We start from the raw sequence: 18,752 nt of genomic DNA on the forward strand, positions 1-18,752 counted from the left end.
ATGCATCCTGATCTAATAAGTTGCAGAAACTGCAGCCATGTTGTAAACGACAACTTTTGCAGCCATTGCGGTCAGCCGGTACATGTTAAAAGAGTAGATGCACACTATATATTACACGAAATACAACATATTCTACATTTCGAAAAAGGAATATTCTTTACGGTAAAAGAACTGCTGATCAGGCCTGGGCAAAATATCAGAACATTTATTACCGAGAACCGGAGCCGGTTGGTAAAACCGGTTATATTTATCATCGTTAGCTCGTTAATTTATACGATAATTAGTCATTTCTTTCGTATTGAAGAAGGTTATGTTGAATTTACCGAGGTAAAAAAAACAAGCGTCGGTTTAATTTTCGATTGGGTACAGGGGCATTATGGTTATGCCAATATTTTAATGGGTGTTTGCATTTCCTTGTGGTTAAAACTGTTTTTTAGAAAATACAGCTACAACTTCTTCGAAATATTAATCCTGCTGTGTTTTGTAATGGGGATCGGCATGTTAATTATTTCTGTTTTTGCCATTGCCGAAGGACTTAGTAAAATCAGTTTCATGAAAGCTTCGGCTATTACTGGGGCAGTCTATACTACATGGGCAATAGCACAGTTTTTTAACGGGAAAAAGGTGGCGAACTATTTAAAAGCAATTATTGCCTATAGCTTGGGGATGTTAACATTTGGCCTTGCGTTAGTGTTTTTGGGCGTTTTAATCGATGTGCTGATGAAACATTAAACGTTCGTAAAATCTCCATAATTTCTATATTTTAGCATGACTGATATTAAAGAATATGCTGAAATTAATGGGGCTGAAAAGGGCAATCGCCCTAAAACCAACCAAATTGCCTGCAGGTAACCTTTATTTACTTTATAAAGCAATTGTATTGCTGTTTGCGGTGGTTTTAAATTATGGATTTGCCGAAGCCTTAGCCCAGCAAATCCCAGTTTGGAAAAGCGCCCAGGATAATTTGAGTACTGTAGATTGGCTTGTTCATGCAGAAGACCACCCTGCAGCTGTTTTTAAAAGTGCAGATCAAAAAGATCTTATTTTAAGTAATGGCCTGCTTAAACGGGTGTTTCGTTTATCGCCAAATGTGGCCTGTACTGATCTTCGCAATCTGACTACCGGTGAGCAGTTGCTCCGGTCAATTAAACCAGAGGCTCAGGTGAGCATTAACGGCAAAAAATACAATATTGGCGGTTTATATGGCCAGACAGAAAATGCCTACATTACCACTGGTGTGCTGGCTAATTTGAAAGCGAATGAAAGGGATTTTCAGTTCCAGGGTTATGAGATTACTGCATTGCCACAGTTTATCAAATGGAAACCAGGCTCGATGTGGACGGCCAACAAGAAAAATCCAACAGGAAAAACACTAACATTTACCTATAAAAGCTCCGATGCTAAACTAAGTAATGTTTTGGTTAAGGTAAATTATGCATTGTACAATGGACTTCCATTGATAACCAAATGGGTAACGGTAGAGAATAAAACGAATGCTCCAATCGAGATTGATCAGGTGGTAAATGAGGTGTTGGGCGTAGTAGAAGAAGAAAGCGCTGTTGTGGGCAGTACCGATAAAATGAAAACACCACATGGTATTTATATTGAAAGTAATTTTGCCTTTAACAATGCCATGAAGTATAGCTTAAGCGATCAGAGCACACATTGGAAGGCCGATAGCCTTTATACCTCGCAGGTGAATTACGATAAAACCACTCCTTGTTTATTGGAAGTATACCCAGATAAAGGCGTTAATATTGAACTGGCTGCAGGAGAAGTATTCAGCTCTATCCGGACTAACGAGCTTTTAATGGATAGTTATGATAGGGAAAGGCGGGGTTTAGCCATTCGTAACATGTACCGGATTATTGCACCGTGGACAACTCAAAATCCAATCTTTATGCACCTGGTGAGCAAGAACGGTCAACAGGTAAAGAACGCCATTGATCAATGTGCAGCAACTGGATACGAAGCGCTGATTTTAAGTTTTGGAAGCCACCTGAACATGGAAGATTCTACCGCATCAAATATCCGGAAATGGAAAGGCCTTGCCGAATATGCCCATGCTAAAAATATAAAGATTGGCGGTTATTCGCTTTTTAGTTCGAGAAGAATTAGTGATGAAGATGATGTGATCAGTCCGTTGACTGGAAAACCTGGAGGTGCTTTTTTTGGTAATGCACCATGTTTTGGCAGTAAATGGGGCTTGAGTTATCGAGATAAAATCAAATACTTTTTTCAGAAAACAGGATTCGATATCTGGGAAAACGACGGTCCTTACCCTGGCGATGTATGTGCCTCAACCGCGCATGCGGGGCACAAAGGACTGGCCGATAGCCAATGGACACAGATGGAAATGCAAAAGGAACTTTACCACTGGCTAAGTGAACGGGGCGTTTACATCAATGCGCCTGACTGGTACTTTTTAGATGGTACCAATAAAATTGCAATAGGCTATCGTGAAGTGAATTTTTCGTTGCCAAGGGCTAATCAGATGATTTTGAACCGACAGAATATTTTTGATGGTACCTGGGAGAAAACACCAAGTATGGGCTGGGGGTTTGTGCCACTTACGGCTTATCAGGGAGGAGGGGCAGAAGCTGTGCTTGAGCCACTTGCCGATCATCTTAAAGACTATAAACAATTGATGATGCAATATTATGGGGCAGGGGTACAGGCCTGTTACCGTGGCCCTCGTTTGTATGATACAGAAGCCACCAAAGAAACTGTAAAAAGCGTAATCAATTGGTACAAACAACATCGCGATATTCTCAATAGCGACATTATCCACCTACGCAGGGCCGACGGCAGAGATTGGGATGGTATTTTGCATGTAAACCCTAGCTTGAAAACAAAGGGCTTGTTAATGGTATATAATCCTTTGGACCAGGATATAGAAAGGGTAATATCAGTTCCTTTGTATTATGCAGGCATAAGCCATAATGTTGTTGTAACCGATGAAACAGGAAAGAAAACAAACCATGTGGTAGATGCGGCACATAAAATTCAACTTAAAATCCAGATCAGGGCAGAAGGATATACCTGGCTTAAAATGGAATAAACTGTTGAGATATTGCCAAAAAAATAAGGCTGTATTATAAATATAATTGTCATCCTGAGCCTGTCGAAGGACTTGCGTAAATGTTTTGCAAGGCGTTTAGACAGGCTCAACGTGACAGTATAGATGAGATTTAGAACTTATGATCGCCCTCTTTTTATATTAACCAAAATTCTGATTTTTTATAAAAACCACTTAGCCATTGCTTTTTGTAGTTCGGTAATGTCTACCACATTATCAGTAGTCCAGGCCACAATTCCATCAGGGCGGATCAATGCAGCACATAACCCCAATTGTTCTTTCGCAGTTGCCGAAATATAATCGATTTGGCTGTATTCACTAACCAACTTTTGGATTGAAGTATTGTGGTCAAAATCAAGTAGTATTCCTCGGCCATCCTGCATCAGTTCACCAATTTTTGTCCCATTTTCAAATTCAAAGTTAGGAACACTGCAACCAACCAGCGGATGCATGCCATTTAGATTAATTTGAGTAGAAACGCCCCAAACCCTACCTGCAAAATAGGTGGCACCATCAGTGGTATTGATAAGATCAGTAATAATGGCGTGTAATGCGCGGGCATTGGGTTCGGGTTTCATAATTGCTGCCTGCGCGCGCGACCAATCGAGTACCTGTGCGCCAATTGGATGTCGCTCTGTGCCATAACTATCTAATAAACCTTCAGGAGCTTTTCCTTGGATGGTGGCCGCGAGTTTCCAGCCCAGGTTCATGGCATCGCCCAAACCCAGGTTAAGCCCCTGGCCGCCTAAAGGTGCGTGAATGTGTGCCGCATCACCAGCTAAAAGTATACGGCCGTTGCGGTAGCTTGTGGCTTGCCTTGCGCGGTCGGTCCAGGTGCTTGCAATATGGAGCGTACTGATGGTAACCTCGGTGTTTGAAACACGGCGCAGTACCTCTTGCAGGTGTTCGCGTGTAACTGGCTTTGCCGAACCGTGAAATGCTCCTCCATCAAAATCCTGTATGGCCAGGTAACCTGGCTGCGATTGCATGTACATGCCTGTTGGCGTTACGTTTCGACCTGGTTTAAGCAGTTCTGGATTGAAGATGTCTACCTTAGCTGAGTAACCCGTAAATTCAGGCTCAGTTCCGGCAAATTCGAAACCGCCCATTTTGCGTACCACACTTCGGCTTCCATCGCATCCCACAAGCCATTTACATTCTGAAGATTGCCCGCCTGCCTGTACCGTTACACCTCCGTTATGTTGATGGAAGCCCGTAACGGCAAAACCACGTTTAATTTCAACGCCCAAGGTTGCTGCACGCCGCGAAAGTACAGTTTCCAGTTCCTCCATTTCAGTAATTAAGCTAGTGGTGGTAGATCCTGGCAGGCGGTATTTCCATTGTGTGGTATCGATATCGCCATCGTGAAATGGAATGCCAGCGAAATGTCCTGACTGGCGTCGTGGCCCCTGCAAGGCATTTTGGTGAGGGTTTTTAAGGTGTTTATGTATTTCAAGTTCTTGCAGCAAACCACGGCGATAAAGCGCTTCAATTGTTGGTGCCGATAAGCCACGAATGCCAAAGGGAAGTTGTTTTAAAGTGGAGTGAGCATCCACTGCTTTTTCGAGTATCAGTACAGAACATTTGGCTAAAGCCAGTTCGCAGGCCAGGAACAAACCGACCGGGCCAGCGCCAGAAATAATAACATCGTAAATTGTGTGAGTGTGTTTGTTTTTTTTATTTTTAAGTGTTGTGGTCATATCGTATGATTAAAACACAAAATTCTGGAATATCCAGATATTAGGCTTGTATAAACACGACAATTCTCCGTTGGGTTTAGGATGAGAGATTAAGCAGGTCGTTGCTTAAACCTTGTTTGCCTTTTTTTGCTTTCCGGGCGAATGCTGCAGGGCTGGTGCCACTGTAACGTTTAAATTCCTTGCTGAGGTGAGGTTGATCGGTATAACCAAATTCATGTGCCAAACTGGTCAGGTTGGCATTCGGATCATGCCACAATCGGTTGCGTACCTGCTCAAAACGCATCAGGCCTGATACATCTTTAACCGTATGGCCCGAAGATCGTTTAAAGTTCCTTTCCAATGTGCGCACCGTTACGTGTGCCGCCGCCGCCACCTCCCTCACCGGTATGGTACCTTTTGCTTCCTGCATGGCAATCCCGGCTTTGAACAACATACTGTTAGGAGTAACCTGGGCTCTTATCTGTAAGAAATACTGCTTTACTGCTGCCACCGCTTCATCTATTCTGCCTGCAAGAATAAATGTATTCAGCTTGGATTGAAGCTTGGCCATGGGGTGTTCGAATAGGTGCAATCCATGTTTGTTGGATGGAAGACCGAGCAAATCGAATACAGTCCACGGAAAGCACCTGATCCCAATGATCTCGAAACGATTTTTCGTGTAAAAAATAGCAGGCTGATTAAGTAGCCCCATCATAAATGGTGAGGGTAATGGCTGCAATTCCCCACCGGAAGAAATGCTACAGCCGCTTCCAAAGTGAAAAATGATCTCTACGTAACCATCAGGTACAACTTCAAAGCTCGATAATTCTGCTCCAGATGCCCTCCTGTTGTACCAAAAACACTTTATCGTATCATGCAGTTCCTGTGGAGGTTCGAATTCTTGATGATGCATTTTGAATGGCGGCATATTCGAGGATATTGGATGTAAAAAAAGGACACTTCTTATGAAAAATTTATAGCCAAGCTTCCAGCACTAGGTTATAGATTTGCTCATGCGTTGCTCTGTTTCGAAAATAACTTTAAAACTTGCCCCATCCCCATGGATTGAATTCACCTGAATCTTTAAGTTAAGGTAATTCGCAATGCTTTTTACAATGGCAAGTCCTAGCCCATAGCCCGCATTTTCGGCATGACCGGTTTTTTTAAAACGATCAAATACATGTGGTATATCTTCTGCTTTAATACCCTGGCCACTATCGCTAACCTGAATGGTGTAATAACCTTTTTCAAGCAGATCAGAAACCTGTATACGCCCATTTTCTTTATTAAACTTAATGGCATTGTTAATTAAATTATAAAAGAGCTGAAACAAGAGATCATGATTGATATGGCTTAAACGCTTGTTATGGCTAAGCTTGATGTCGATCTGAATGTTTTTCTCTTCAAGCCTATGACCTATTTCTTCTACTATTTCATTAAAGAGTGTTTGCGGTTCTATCTCTTCCTGTTTGGAGAATTGCTCATTTTCTATTCTCGAAATGAGTAGGAGCGAACGCGATATTTTCTTTAACCGCTCCAATGTTTTCATCATATCAACAATATGTTCCTGTACCGCTTCTGATGCCGATTCTTCAGTAAGCAGGTTTTCCATCTTGTTTTGTAATATACTAATGGGCGTCATAAACTCATGCGAGGCATTGGCCGTAAATTCCCGCTCCTTTTCAAAAGCCTCATTAATCTGGTCCATTAACGAAATAAGCGAATGATCGAGGTATTTAAAGTCTTGCGTGCTGGTGTTAATATGGCCGTGTTTCTTTTTAAAAGGAAACCTACTGTTGGTCAGCCTTAATTTAATAATCTGACCAAGGGGTTTAATTAACTGCCGGGTAAAAATCAAATCTATAATAATACTTAGGGCTATAAGAATGATAAGCACGTATAAAGCAAAACGTTGGAGTGCATCATTGTAAAGGTTAATGCTGGCGGTGGTTTTACCGATTTCTAAGAGGTAGTTTTTTTGGTTTTTTTGAAAAGTAAAACTCAGTACCCGATAAGCAATGGTGTCTTGTTCTACAATACGTTTGGTATCGCGTATGGTATCTAATTTCAGTGTTTGTGCTACGGTTTCAAGTGCAATGTATTCATCTTTCAGCATGGTATAGCTGCCATAACTGTTATCCCCTTCAAAGTAATAATCTATTCCCTTTTTATTGATGTTTTGGAGTACTTTTTTCTGCTGGTTTCTCAGCGAAAAGTTGGTGTAGTTAGAAGCAATCTGCCCGATCAGAAAAGGAAGCAATAGGATAAACAGACCTACAATGGCAAGTTTAGATCCCGTAATAAATAAAGTAAGTTTAGTAGATAGTTTCAAATTACTTCTTAATTCTATAACCAACGCCTCTAACTGTTTCCAGCCATTCAGTAGGAGCGTAAACATTTAATTTCTTCCTGATATTTTTAATGTGCGCATCAATGTAGTTCGAGTCGTAATCATCATCAACAAAGTTGCCCCAAATATGTTCACTCAATTGCATCCGGGTAAGCACCCTGTTTTTATGGAGTAAAAGGTAGCTTAAAAGATCAAATTCTTTGCGCGAAAGTTCAATCTGCTCCTCCTCAAAAAATATGAAGCGTTTTTGCAGATCGATGTTAAAGTTTCCGAGCGGAATTAACGCCTCGTCAACTTTAAATTTTCGCCTGGCAATAGCCTGCATCCGCGACTGGAGTTCGGGTAAAAAAAAAGGCTTCGCTAAATAATCGTCTGCGCCCATATCTAAGCCTGCCACCCGGTCTTCTAATTTACCTCTGGCGGTAAGAATAATGTAAGCGGCATCAGGATTGCTTTTTTTTGCCTTGCTGAGCAGCTCAAATCCATCGCCATCGGGCAAACCTAAATCAATCAGTACGTAATCATATTGGTTCATCTCCAGTTTATTAACGCCCTGTTTAAAGCTATGGGCCAGATCGCACAAGAAGAAAGCCTTTTTAAGAAACTTTTCCATTTCAAAGGCAAGCGTTTTTTCATCTTCTATGATCAGTACCTTCATGAGGATTAAAATTGGTAGTAAACTGCTAAACCAAAGAAAGACTGCTGGTGTTTTACATTTTCTTCTTTTCTGTTTCCAAGTATGGAGAATTGATAACTGGCTTCGGCAAGGAAATTTCCATTACTCCAGTTTAAAGGTAACTTAAAATTGTAAGACAAGAGTTTAAACTGATTGACCGTATTTTCAACTACCTCAGTGGTACTCCCGTTAACGATTCCGGGGGCGGTATCACTTTTCCCCTTTCCATTCCCATTCGAATTCTGCCTTTTGTTTTTTTCAATGATATAGGTTTCGTAAAAGTGGGTGGTACCTGCAGTAATCTCTACGGCTGGCGTAATTGAAATAAGATTCTTTTCATTGAACACTGTTCCCAGTTCGATTTCTTTTGAATTTCCAAAACTGATAAATCCATCGGTTTGCTTTCCGAAAGCCAAATCCAGACTAAGATCTGTTTTAAACCAAGGCCATTGGTAGGCGGCCGATGCATTGATGTTATTGTTGTTGGATGCCTGGAGCAAAGGAGAATTAGCAGGAAAAAAAGAGTGGGTATAGGCTAGTCCGGCGGTAAATTTTTCGTTAAAATCATAATCGTAACCTACGCCCAAATCTGTTTCCGAAATGGTTGAGCCATAGTTTAAGAGCTTATAACCACCGCCCGAAAAATATAAACCGCTTGGAAACCGTAAGGTAGCATTAAAGAGTACATACGGATATTTTTCAGGAGTAACCTGTCCGTAATAATTAATGTTACTATTATACATGGCCGCAAGTGTAAGCGTAGCTTTTGTCGAATCCTGCTGCGCCTTTACATTCGATATGACCAAAAATGAGAAGAAAATTAAGAGACGGATGCGCATATATTATCCTTTACGGCCTTTTAATCTTTGGTTTAATAATCTTAATGGGTTTCACCTTTACATTAGGCTTTACTGCCATGGGCTTTACCTGTCTTTTGGCTTTTGGTACTTCTTTGATTTGAAGTGGTTCAGGTTTTTGATTTTCAGGTTTTTGATCTTTTTTTTCTTTATTCTGTTTTTTAACCGCTTGTTCTTCCTGTGGCTTTGGAACAGTTAAAGCGATAGCATCTTGCTGTACGGCAAAAACACCCGATAAGGGGGCAATTGCCAGGCAAAGAATAACGGTGAATCGGATCATTTTTGTAAATATAAAAAAAGTTTACCCCCTAAGAGGTAAACCCTACCTAAAAACCACCATACATGGTGCGCTCACATTTCAAAAGTAGGTTGGCAACATGAAATTAAGATGAAAAAAATAAATTTTAAATTTCATGTTGCTTTCATCTTCGGCCCTCAATTTTGAAGCGTAAAACTTTAAATAAAATCTACAGTCATGAAAACAAATTTTGTAAATACCATTTTAGCCATCTTCGCCGTAATCGGGACGATTGCCTTTTATGGATGTAAAAAAAATGAATCAAGCCAGGGAACAACTAAAGTTCAGATTAAAATGACCGATGCCCCGGGTAACTTCGATAAGATTAATTTAAGTGTAAAAGAGATTGTACTGGTATCGGGCGATAAACCTTATGTATTTGCAGCTAGTGCAGGCATATTCGATATCCTTGATTTTAGGATCGGTACCAGTAATCCTGATATTTTGGTTGCGTCGGGCGAAATGCCTTCAGGTGAAATTACCGAAATCAGACTGGTACTTAACGAAACTGGAAATACTATTGTAGTAAATGGTGTTCAGCAGGAACTTAAAACACCAAGTGCACAAACATCTGGTTGGAAGGTGAAATTAACAGCTAATCCTGAATTGGTTGAAGGTGCTGCTTATACACTGCTATTAGACTTTGATGCGGCGAAATCGATCGTAAGCACCGGAAACGGAAAATATTTATTAAAACCAGTGGTACGTGGAATAGCATCGGCAACTACCGGGTTAATTTCGGGAACTGTTTTGCCATTGGCCAGCCATCCTGAAGTATTGGTTATTGCAGGTACAGATACCGTGGGTACTGTTGCAGATCCTTTAACGGGTAAATTTACAGTGGGTGGCTTATCTTCAGGTACCTACTCGGTTAAATTTGCGCCGGTTGTGGGTTACAGAGATAGTACCATTGCTGCTGTTAAAGTGGCTTTAGGTCAAAACACATCGTTGGGCACGGTAACTTTAAAACAGTAAAACTCCATTATTCATATCTAAATTTAAAACGATGAAAAAGCTATTATTGCTGTTGTTACTCGTGGTAAGCGGCGGCCTTACTTTCAAATCTCAGGCCCAGGTAAGTGTAAATATAAACATTGGGGCGCAGCCTGCCTGGGGCCCGGTTGGCTATGATTATGTAGATTATTACTACCTGCCCGATATCGAGAGCTATTATTATGTACCTAAAAAACAGTTTATTTATATGGGTGCAGGAGGCTGGGTTTTTACCACATCCTTACCGCCAAGATATAGCGGGTATGATTTATATAATGGCTACAAGGTGGTGATTAACTCACGTCAACCTTACCGTTATTTCGAAACCCACAAAGTAAAATATGCCAAATTTAAAGGCAACCATGGTCAATCGGTAATAGGAAAAAGCAAAGGACAAAAATATTCGCCGGCTAAGGGTAATGCCAAAGTTTATAAAGGCGATAAAGGAAAACCCTCACCGCATTTTAATAAAGGAAACGGAAATGGCAAAGGCCATGGAAACGGTAAGGGAAAACATTAGTTGTTTGTGTAATAAAGAAAGAAACCCTCCAAATTTGGAGGGTTTTCTTTTTTAATTTCTTTTTTGTTGCCCCGGAGCAAAAGGTCTGGCTGATTTTGAACCTGTTCCTTTTTTAGCCTGCCCTGGTGGAACTTTTCCGCTATTACCGGCAGTTCTGGTACTATAACAAGCACTGGTAAGCAGCATTACCGATAACGCTACAATAAAATATATCTGTTTCATAATCATGATTGAGCGATAACTGTGCCAGTTGTTCTTTTTTTATTAATCAAGTCATGAATTTACTATCCCAAAAAATCCAGGGGGTAGGTTTGCTGATTGTATTTCAAATCCATCTCTTTTAAAAACCAAAATTAACCGCGGGTAATAGTTCTTCCATGCCTTTTATGGTCTGTAGGGTTGTAATTTTTCCCGACTTTAAATGTACTATTACGTAATCCTTAAACCTTCAATGTAAAGAATGTGGGAGAAATTAATCCGACGCATGCATTATATAACTAATCATTTCATCCAGGGGAGGGCCGATTGGGGCTTTCTTTAGATCTTATCGCTGCTTGTGCGAATTTTTTTCCTGCCATTGTTTTAACTGTCTGATACGGGTAATTAACCCACCACTTCAAATTAATCGAATTTAATATGAGTGAATAAAGTGAATACATTTACAGTATAAAATATGAGTACATTAGTGTTTATAGTATTGTAGCCTGATGATAACATTTAAAGTATGAATGCCCTGGGAAAGTCTGTTAAAAGAGTATATGTACTCTTGTTTGCACGGCGGATTTTTTATCCCGCGAATCTTTTTTTGTATAAGCTGAGTTTGTTCGGATTGGGTCTCAGGAATTATGAGAACGACACCGTGTCTGGCGAGAAAGCATTTATTAAGTTTTTGAAAGCTCTCGGAAAGTTTGATTCTGGGGCGATTCTAGACATTGGTGCCAATATAGGTAACTATTCGGTGATGCTGAGAAAGAATGGAGTTACCCAACCAATCTTTGCTTTTGAGCCACATCCAGTAGCATTCAATAAACTAAGTGAGGTTGCAATGGCGTACAATTTCACAGCGGTGCCAGAGGGAGCAGGGGAAACACATAGTATGGCTGCTATTTATGACTATCAGGGTGATAGCGGATCAGAACATGCCAGCATGTATAAAGGTGTGATAGAACATCTTCATAAGGGGAAAGCCGAGGAAGTGGCTATTGCCCTTACCACCATTGATGAATTTGTAGCGAAACATGATATTTCGAAGATCGCATTATTAAAGATCGATACAGAAGGTCATGAGCTCAGTGTGCTAAAAGGAGCCAGGCAAACCATCGCCAGCGGAATGGCGGAAGTTATACAGTTGGAGTTCAATGAGATGAATATCATCTCCAGAACCTTTTTCAAGGACATTGTGGATGTATTACCCGGATACGATTTTTATCGGATGTTGCCTGATGGACTGAAAGCGCTGGGCCCGTACAACAGCACGAACTATGAAATATTTTCTTTTCAGAATATTGTCGCGCTGAAGCAGCTTCATAACTAATAAGCGTTTTTATCTCCTTTGATCATATTCATCAGTGTCTGGAAAATGATCTGGCAATCTAGCCATATACTATAATTTTCAATATACCACAGATCAAAGTCAACACGTTTCTGCATCTGGCCTTCAATCTTGGTTTCACCCCTGTAGCCGTTCACTTGCGCCCAGCCTGTAATTCCTGGCTTTACTACATGCCTCAGCATGTAATTTTGTATGGTGTTTTTTGATTCCTGGTGTAAAGGAATGGGATGAGGGCGTGGTCCTACCAGTGCCATATCTCCCAATAATACATTGAAAAATTGTGGAAGCTCATCGAGATTTGTTTTCCGGAGGAACCTTCCTATCGGGGTAACCCTTGAGTCGTTCAGTGTGGCCTGAAGGTATTGTCCGTTTGCGTTTATGGTAGCGCTGTTGCTTATCATCGAGCGGAACTTGTAACAGGTTATTTTTTTGTTGTTTAAGCCCTGCCGCTCCTGTTTAAAAAGGACGGGACCAGGGGAAGAAAGTTTGATGAGCAGGCCAATGAAGGGAAACAGCCACCAGAATACAGTAATGAAAAGTATGGTGGTGAGGCAAAGTTCAAAAATGCGTTTGAACCTTTGTTTTGCAGGATCGTCCAATGGAGAGGTACGGATCGTTAAAAGCGGAAATGTGCCGAATAAATTCATGCTGGCAGTAGAAGTACAGAAACGATGGCAATCTGCGATGATCCTTACCCGCTTGGCTTCTTTTTCACTAGCAATAATAATTTTTTCCATCTCCGTATTCTGCGTTTCCGGTAGGGCTACAATAACATCGTCAATTTCATAATCTTCCAGGATTCTGGGGAGATCAGATATTTTACCCAGGTACTGCCCGTTGAGATGGGGATTGGTTTGCTCATCTATAAATCCAACACACCTGTACCCGAAATGGTCGTTGGATGTAATGGTGTTATAGAATTTCATACCGGTATCGCCTGTGCCTACTATAAGTACATTTTTTATATTATAACCGTTTGATCTCAACCGAAGCAACGACTGTTTTACAAAGAATTTAATCACCGTAATGCCCGTAAAAATTAAAAACGCATGAAATAAAGTAAATGTTCTGGGATATGGGTAGTACTTAAAACAATAGAAGAACAGGAATGTGAAGAAACAGGTATGAAGTAAGGTGGTTTTGAGAATAGCTATAAATTCGTAAGCGAACGACCTTGTTCTAAATTCCTCGTACAAATGCACCGACATCCCGATGATGGTCCATGCGGTAATACTTATACTTAACAGTAACAGGTTAAATAGGGAAAAGAATACGTTTTTCAGACCAAAAATATAATGGTATGTGCATAAAAAGGCAAGTAGCAATACAAGATAATCTATCAGGAGTCTTAGTAAGAAATTAATAGGGGTGCCAGTTTTCATGTCATGTGCGATTAGAGGATTATGAACGGGAACAGCTTATTCTTAATTAGTTTAGGATGGTGTTGAACACTTCCATAAATCGACTTTCAATATGTGTGATGTCGAAATTTTTTTCTGCATATGCACGGCCATTAAAGCCCATTTCCTGTCGAAGCACAGGGTCGGCTACCAGTTTTTCAATCTGCTGGAAAAAGCCTTGTACATTATCAGGTGCAATACAATAACCAGCCTTATTGTCTACTACAATAGCAGCGCTCAGGTTATCTGGAGGCATTGCCAGTACTATTGGTTTTTCTGCGCATAGGTAAGCGAGTACTTTCGAAGGGACTGAGTAGGTGCTAGCATCATTTTCTAGTATGGCCAGCAGGATATCTGCGGTGCCGAATACTAGGCTCATGTCTTGAAAATCCTGAAAGGGAAGTAACAGGAGATTATCCAGCTGCTTTTTCTCTTTTTCTTTTTGCAGGAAATCTGCCCCTAAACCTTCGGAGATGATAATAAAAAGCACTTCTTTATGCTTGCGGAAATATTGGGCAGCGGCAGATAGTATGGATGGATTATGTTTTAATCCAAGTGTACCCGAGTAAACTACACAAATTTTATCAGCCACCTGGTGCCGGTTAGCCCATTCATTGTTCTTGCCTTTAAGTGTTATTTCAGGAAGAGGTGCCCAATTGGGAATGTAGGTTACCCGCTTCGGATCAATCTTCCATTTTTGAAAGAGATCATTAAAGGCCGGTGTAATACTGATCACATGTGTGCTTTTTCTTAGCAGCCCAGCTTCCAGTTTTTTGAAGTAGTACCACAGTGGGAAGCCCATAAAACCCAGTCGTTCTTTTGCAATCTGCTGAATGGCAATCGAATAGATATCCTGGCACCAATATACAAATTTGATTCCCTTCCTGATGCAGTATTCTTGTAAGTGTTGCTGCACAAATAATGGGGTTGTACTGCTTACCACCACGTTAGGCTGAAATGTTTTCAGTGTAGCGATGAGCTGCTGAGCGTATTCAATTTCCTGCTTCCGTCTTTTTAAAAGAGAATATTTTTCGAATTTACCTTTAATGGTAATGGGCAGTACGCTTAGGCCAGATCCTGAATGGTGAAGGTCTTCAAAGTTTCCTTTGGGCGATTGGAAGGAAACTGAATAAGCATGCAATACCTGATGCCCGCTTTGTGCGAACTGCTTACTAAGCTGAAGGGTGAAGGCGTGGCCTGAGTGATCGTTAACTACAATTTTCATATGTTTTTCCTTTTATATAAAAGATCCATTTGTAGGATTTGTAATTTCTCAGATTGAAGGAAGCCTACAGGAGCAATGAATTCAAATCCCAGTTCTTTTACAAAATCATGCATTTCATCAAACAGCGGTTCACCATCATACATCTGAACAAAAGAGGTTTCAAATAACAGGTAGTCAATTTGCAGCAAACTGGTCATTGCACCTTTCAATACTTCCTTTTCAAATCCCTGTACATCCATTTTCAGTAATACCGGTGAGGTAAAGATTACCTTGTGGTGCAAATCATCCAATCGTTGTACTGGTATTTCTATCCTATGGGAGGTGGCTGTTTTAGGGAGCATATTTTTTTGCAGTGCAGATACGTTTAGGGCAGAGCTGGCATGAGAGTAAGCATTGCTGTAAAATTCTAGCGTTCCGGTTGAGTTGCCCAAGGCCATGTTGTAAGTGGTAATGCCGTTTAACCTGCGCGTATTGTGTTGTAAAACAGGATATACTTCGGGAAGGGGCTCAAAGGAATATATATGCGCCCCAGGATAGAAGTGGCTTGCAGCTATTGCAAACTGACCTTGATTAGCGCCTGCATCTATAATAGTACCTAATACCGGGATGTAATGCCTGCAGTTGTGGAGTATCAGCGTAGAAGCAACGGAAGCACCTTTTTCTGATAGCGACCTGAGGCTCCTACCCGAGGCCAGGAATACTTTTACGGCATCTGTTATTTTGAAAAGCATATTCATGTCGAAAATTTGAGGTTCCAGCAGTCTTTATAAAAATTAATTGTTTCTTGTACACTTTTGTCCCATGTAAATTGTTGTACCTGTTTTAGGCCGCGTGCAATCAGCTGTTGTTTAAATGTGTCATTTTCCAGCGCGCTGATCTTTTCTGCAAATAACAATGGATCTGGCCTGTTGGCCATTAGCCCGGCTTTGCCTACCACTTCAGGCATGGATGTCATATTGGTAGTTACTACAGGGCAACCAGCTTTCATGGCTTCTCCGGGAGGAAATCCGAAACCTTCGTAAGCCGAGGTATAAAGGAGGCAGAAAGCGTGATTATATAATATATTCAGATCGGACTGGCTTATTGTCTGGAAAATATGATAGCGTCCTGGTATTTTTTCTTTCATCGTATTTATTTCTTTTTTATTCCAGGGCTCGCCGCCTATCACTACCAGTTTGAAAGAAGGAGGAAGCAGTTCCATTGTTTTTACTGCCATAAAAAAATTCTTATAATTCCTGCGTGCGCCTACATAGAGGACGAATTTTTCCTTGAAGTCGATATCAAGTGAACAAGTAACCGGTTGCTGTTTGCTGATCGGATAGAAATTGCCAATACCATGATGAATCACTTTTATCTTCGCTGGGTTAATACCAGGGAAAAAGTGAAGCAACTCTTGGCGGGTGCTGTCTGAGATACATATAATGCCATCGGCGCGCCGGATGCCATATGCTTTTTGCAGGATATTTGCCAGTCCCCGTGGGAACTTTGAGGCCAACTTCCGTTCATGCGCAAAATCGTGCACGGTAAGGATATTCAGGATGTTTTTTTGAGGGGATACACGTAGGTATCCTCCGTGAAAAATAGCAGCGGTGGGAAGAGGATAACGCACCGGCAGGTAACGAAGGTATTTAAGGGGGATCCTGCTCTCGCGTATGCAGTTGAAACGATTATAATCTATTTTCTTTTCAAAGATATTGTCTGACTGCGGCTGTGCGTTTAAGAAGCGGATTGAAAGCTCGCTGTTGCACATACCAGACAGCAGCTCGTACCAGTAAGCAGATACCCCGCCGGCTTTCTGAATGGAAAATACTATATTATCGAAAAATACCTGCATCTAAATTGTTTTTATATCCACATGTGTAACATTATCGGGTTGCCCGATAGGTAGTGAATCCCCTTTACGAGATAATTGTATTCCGGTACCACGTTTTTGATCAATGTGATCAGTTTTTCATAATCCTGTCCTTTATGATAGGTGGTGATCGCTATTTTCGGTTTGCTTTCCCTTATGGTTTCTAAAGCACCCCTGATCATATTTTCTTCAAATCCTTCAATATCCGCCTTCAGGTAATCTATCTTGATCCCCTTTTCAGCAAAGAGACTGTCGATGGTAACCACATCTACTTCAATGGCCTCTCCGTTTTCACTGCGTTGCCCAATCGTGCCATTCAGTATGGTGTTATCGGAGGTAATGTTGATATATGCCTTCTGGCAGGTATCACCTGCTGCTACGGGGAGTATTGCCACATTGTTTTTTTGATGGAAAAGCTCCTGCAGGGAATCTATGAACAATGGCAAGGGTTCCATTGCATAAATGCGGCCGGCAGTGTATTGGTGCCTGAAGGCAAAGAAGCCCTCTGCACTGCCACAATCAACCACCACATCACCGGGCGCTATGGCTGTTTGCGGAATCTCGTAGTAATGCCAGTGTTGTGGCCTTGCTTCCGTCATAATCATCGCAAAACTGTAAAACGGTGCGGATGCAGGATAAACGAATAAATCCTCATAGCCCTTTATCCGGTAATAGCGGTACTTTTTATCTTTATTTATCAGTGTGGCTTTCCCATTGGCTACTGTATACATGCGCGGCGAAAACAGGTGGTACATCATTTCATGCCATGTTGTTCTGCTCCTTACCTTTTTATTGAAAAGGAAATGGAACAATAAAGACAGCCGGAATCGAATTCCCCAGAGTATACTACGTACTTTGTTCATGTTCATTTTCGTTTATTGATTCGTTATAGGCGCAGAGTAATGCCACTATGATCAGAAATAGATCGATCTGGCTAAAAAAGAAACAAACGGCCAAATATGCCAGATAACTACGTTGAAAGGGTGGAGTCTCCTGAGCCGTTCGGGTTAGTATCAGGAAAAAGAAGAACAGGGAAACGGCCCCAAATTCTGCAAGAATAAAGAACCAGCGCATATTTAGGTTCTGCCCGCCAATACCTTCCACCCGGTTTTGATAACTCATCTGCCCGAAAAAATAACGCGGAGGAATGAACGTACTGTTACCAGCGCCATAACCAGATATGAACAGATAGGGTTCATCCCTCAGAAAATCTACAACCGGCAGTTCCATATCCCGCTGTAGCGGAATCCCGAGAATAATATTGTTCTTGCGCCAGATTTCGTTATTATAGCGGTAAGTAGACCTTTCAAGTAGCAGCCGGTATATGGGATGGTTGCGGTTAGCCAGGTACTGCTTCATAAAGTATTCCTTAGAGGCGGCAATCGCGAGGAAAATACCAACGATCATGCCCAGGGTACTAATGATTTTCCATCTTACCGACATCAGCTTGGGCAGAGCAAAGAAAAGAAGACCGCCAGCCATGATATTTACCCAAAAGGTTTGCGAGGAGGTGAGTATACCCACAACAAACATTACCGTAGCCGCCTTGTAGTTCCGGTCTCTCAGAAAAAAGGGAATGGCTAAAGAAAGAAAAGCGCTGAATATTTTGGGCTCTGCGAACAAGGCCTGTACCCGCACACCCAGCGGGCCATTGATCTCCATTATCAGATAACGGCTTTGTAAACCTAAAAGCTCACTAAGTTCTACATTCTGGAAAATAAGCTGTACGGCAATCTGAATAGCAGCTATAATACAAGATATAACCGCAATTTTTTTCATGCTGCCCGCAAATTTTTCAAATGAAAGCTGCCCCCTTTCCTGCACGATCTTGGCGCCAATGGCAAACAAAGGCAGATAGGTTTTGAGGTAAAAATAGATGGGCTTGGTATAAAAAGCGTATAGCCTTCCGCCAGGATAATTAAAAGGATCTTTGTAGAATTGTGTGATCAGAAATACCACAATACTCGATAGTAGGGGTAATATCAGTAGAAAGAGATATTCCTTTCTGATGTATTGCCTGCCGGTAAATAACTGATGAACCTGTTCAACGAAGATGTAGATGCCAACAAAAAAAGTAGCCGTAAAGGTAGGCCCGATTAAAAGCATGGTATAGGCTTCTGTTGCAAAGGCATAAAGCAGCGTATCGATAATAGAGATCCGCTTGTTATAGTACAGGTACAGCAGTATTACCGCAATAACCAGAGGCATGCTTTCCCTGAAACATTCCACGAATAAATTACTGCTCTGAAGACTACTATATCCGTTTTCCAT

General features: G+C 41.3%; 18 protein-coding genes. 5 read left to right on the forward strand and 13 right to left on the reverse strand.

From position 1 onward, the window contains the following. Positions 1-732 carry a DUF3667 domain-containing protein gene (locus ACN9MR_RS00295; protein WP_426327642.1) on the forward strand — a complete coding sequence of 244 codons (732 nt, stop codon included), beginning with the start codon at positions 1-3 and terminating at the stop codon, positions 730-732. A 55-nt stretch (positions 733-787) separates the two neighbouring features. Next, positions 788-3,061, forward strand: coding sequence for an alpha-galactosidase (locus ACN9MR_RS00300; RefSeq protein WP_426327643.1), 2,274 nt, complete (start codon positions 788-790; stop codon positions 3,059-3,061). Between the two features lie 179 nt (positions 3,062-3,240). On the opposite strand, the gene ACN9MR_RS00305 is transcribed toward ACN9MR_RS00300, so the two are convergent. The 6 genes from ACN9MR_RS00305 to ACN9MR_RS00330 all read right to left on the reverse strand — a co-directional run bounded on the left by ACN9MR_RS00305 (position 3,241) and on the right by ACN9MR_RS00330 (position 8,921). Further along, entirely contained in the window at positions 3,241-4,779 is a 1,539-nt protein-coding gene (locus tag ACN9MR_RS00305; RefSeq protein WP_426327644.1) for an FAD-dependent monooxygenase, read from the reverse strand. A 76-nt stretch (positions 4,780-4,855) separates the two neighbouring features. Further along, positions 4,856-5,686, reverse strand: coding sequence for a DUF6597 domain-containing transcriptional factor (locus tag ACN9MR_RS00310; RefSeq protein ID WP_426327645.1), 831 nt, complete (start codon positions 5,684-5,686; stop codon positions 4,856-4,858). Positions 5,687-5,752: 66 nt separating this feature from the next. After that, the gene (locus ACN9MR_RS00315) at positions 5,753-7,156 is read right to left on the reverse strand and encodes a sensor histidine kinase (RefSeq protein ID WP_426327646.1); all 1,404 of its coding nucleotides are present in this window, start codon (positions 7,154-7,156) and stop codon (positions 5,753-5,755) included. Beyond that, entirely contained in the window at positions 7,092-7,766 is a 675-nt protein-coding gene (locus tag ACN9MR_RS00320; protein WP_426327647.1) for a response regulator transcription factor, read from the reverse strand. The genes ACN9MR_RS00315 and ACN9MR_RS00320 overlap by 65 nt, the downstream gene beginning before the upstream one ends. 5 nt (positions 7,767-7,771) lie before the next feature. Further along, a complete protein-coding gene (locus ACN9MR_RS00325) occupies positions 7,772-8,623 on the reverse strand; it encodes a hypothetical protein (protein ID WP_426327648.1) in 852 nt (283 codons plus the stop codon). Between the two features lie 10 nt (positions 8,624-8,633). After that, positions 8,634-8,921: a hypothetical protein gene (locus tag ACN9MR_RS00330; protein WP_426327649.1), complete on the reverse strand. Its 288-nt coding sequence runs from the start codon at positions 8,919-8,921 to the stop codon at positions 8,634-8,636. Positions 8,922-9,116: 195 nt separating this feature from the next. Here ACN9MR_RS00330 and ACN9MR_RS00335 point away from each other — a divergent pair, with 195 nt between their 5' ends. Next, complete coding sequence (locus tag ACN9MR_RS00335) at positions 9,117-9,914, forward strand: DUF4382 domain-containing protein (RefSeq protein ID WP_426327650.1); 798 nt, start codon at positions 9,117-9,119, stop codon at positions 9,912-9,914. A 31-nt stretch (positions 9,915-9,945) separates the two neighbouring features. Continuing rightward, positions 9,946-10,452, forward strand: coding sequence for a hypothetical protein (locus tag ACN9MR_RS00340; protein WP_426327651.1), 507 nt, complete (start codon positions 9,946-9,948; stop codon positions 10,450-10,452). A gap of 51 nt (positions 10,453-10,503) precedes the next feature. Here the strand turns inward: ACN9MR_RS00340 and ACN9MR_RS00345 are convergent, their stop codons facing one another. After that, a complete protein-coding gene (locus ACN9MR_RS00345; protein ID WP_426327652.1) occupies positions 10,504-10,674 on the reverse strand; it encodes a quinol oxidase subunit 4 in 171 nt (56 codons plus the stop codon). Positions 10,675-11,176: 502 nt separating this feature from the next. Between ACN9MR_RS00345 and ACN9MR_RS00350 the strand changes: the two genes are divergently transcribed. After that, complete coding sequence (locus ACN9MR_RS00350) at positions 11,177-11,986, forward strand: FkbM family methyltransferase (protein ID WP_426327653.1); 810 nt, start codon at positions 11,177-11,179, stop codon at positions 11,984-11,986. Here ACN9MR_RS00350 and ACN9MR_RS00355 read toward each other — a convergent pair. From ACN9MR_RS00355 to ACN9MR_RS00380, 6 genes are read right to left on the reverse strand one after another with little or no spacing between them, the layout of a single operon-like run. Further along, entirely contained in the window at positions 11,983-13,386 is a 1,404-nt protein-coding gene (locus ACN9MR_RS00355; protein ID WP_426327654.1) for an undecaprenyl-phosphate glucose phosphotransferase, read from the reverse strand. The two genes, ACN9MR_RS00350 and ACN9MR_RS00355, sit on opposite strands and share 4 nt — an antisense overlap. A 46-nt stretch (positions 13,387-13,432) precedes the next feature. Further along, the gene (locus ACN9MR_RS00360) at positions 13,433-14,629 is read right to left on the reverse strand and encodes a glycosyltransferase family 4 protein (RefSeq protein ID WP_426327655.1); all 1,197 of its coding nucleotides are present in this window, start codon (positions 14,627-14,629) and stop codon (positions 13,433-13,435) included. After that, complete coding sequence (locus ACN9MR_RS00365; protein ID WP_426327656.1) at positions 14,626-15,366, reverse strand: FkbM family methyltransferase; 741 nt, start codon at positions 15,364-15,366, stop codon at positions 14,626-14,628. Before ACN9MR_RS00365 ends, ACN9MR_RS00360 begins: the two co-directional genes overlap by 4 nt. Further along, complete coding sequence (locus ACN9MR_RS00370; RefSeq protein WP_426327657.1) at positions 15,363-16,463, reverse strand: glycosyltransferase family 4 protein; 1,101 nt, start codon at positions 16,461-16,463, stop codon at positions 15,363-15,365. The genes ACN9MR_RS00365 and ACN9MR_RS00370 overlap by 4 nt, the downstream gene beginning before the upstream one ends. An 11-nt stretch (positions 16,464-16,474) precedes the next feature. Beyond that, entirely contained in the window at positions 16,475-17,344 is an 870-nt protein-coding gene (locus ACN9MR_RS00375; protein ID WP_426327658.1) for an FkbM family methyltransferase, read from the reverse strand. Beyond that, positions 17,328-18,752: a hypothetical protein gene (locus ACN9MR_RS00380; protein ID WP_426327659.1), complete on the reverse strand. Its 1,425-nt coding sequence runs from the start codon at positions 18,750-18,752 to the stop codon at positions 17,328-17,330. The genes ACN9MR_RS00375 and ACN9MR_RS00380 overlap by 17 nt, the downstream gene beginning before the upstream one ends.

The sequence above is a fragment of the Pedobacter sp. R-06 genome, from assembly GCF_049913135.1.
Lineage (GTDB): Bacteria > Bacteroidota > Bacteroidia > Sphingobacteriales > Sphingobacteriaceae > Pedobacter.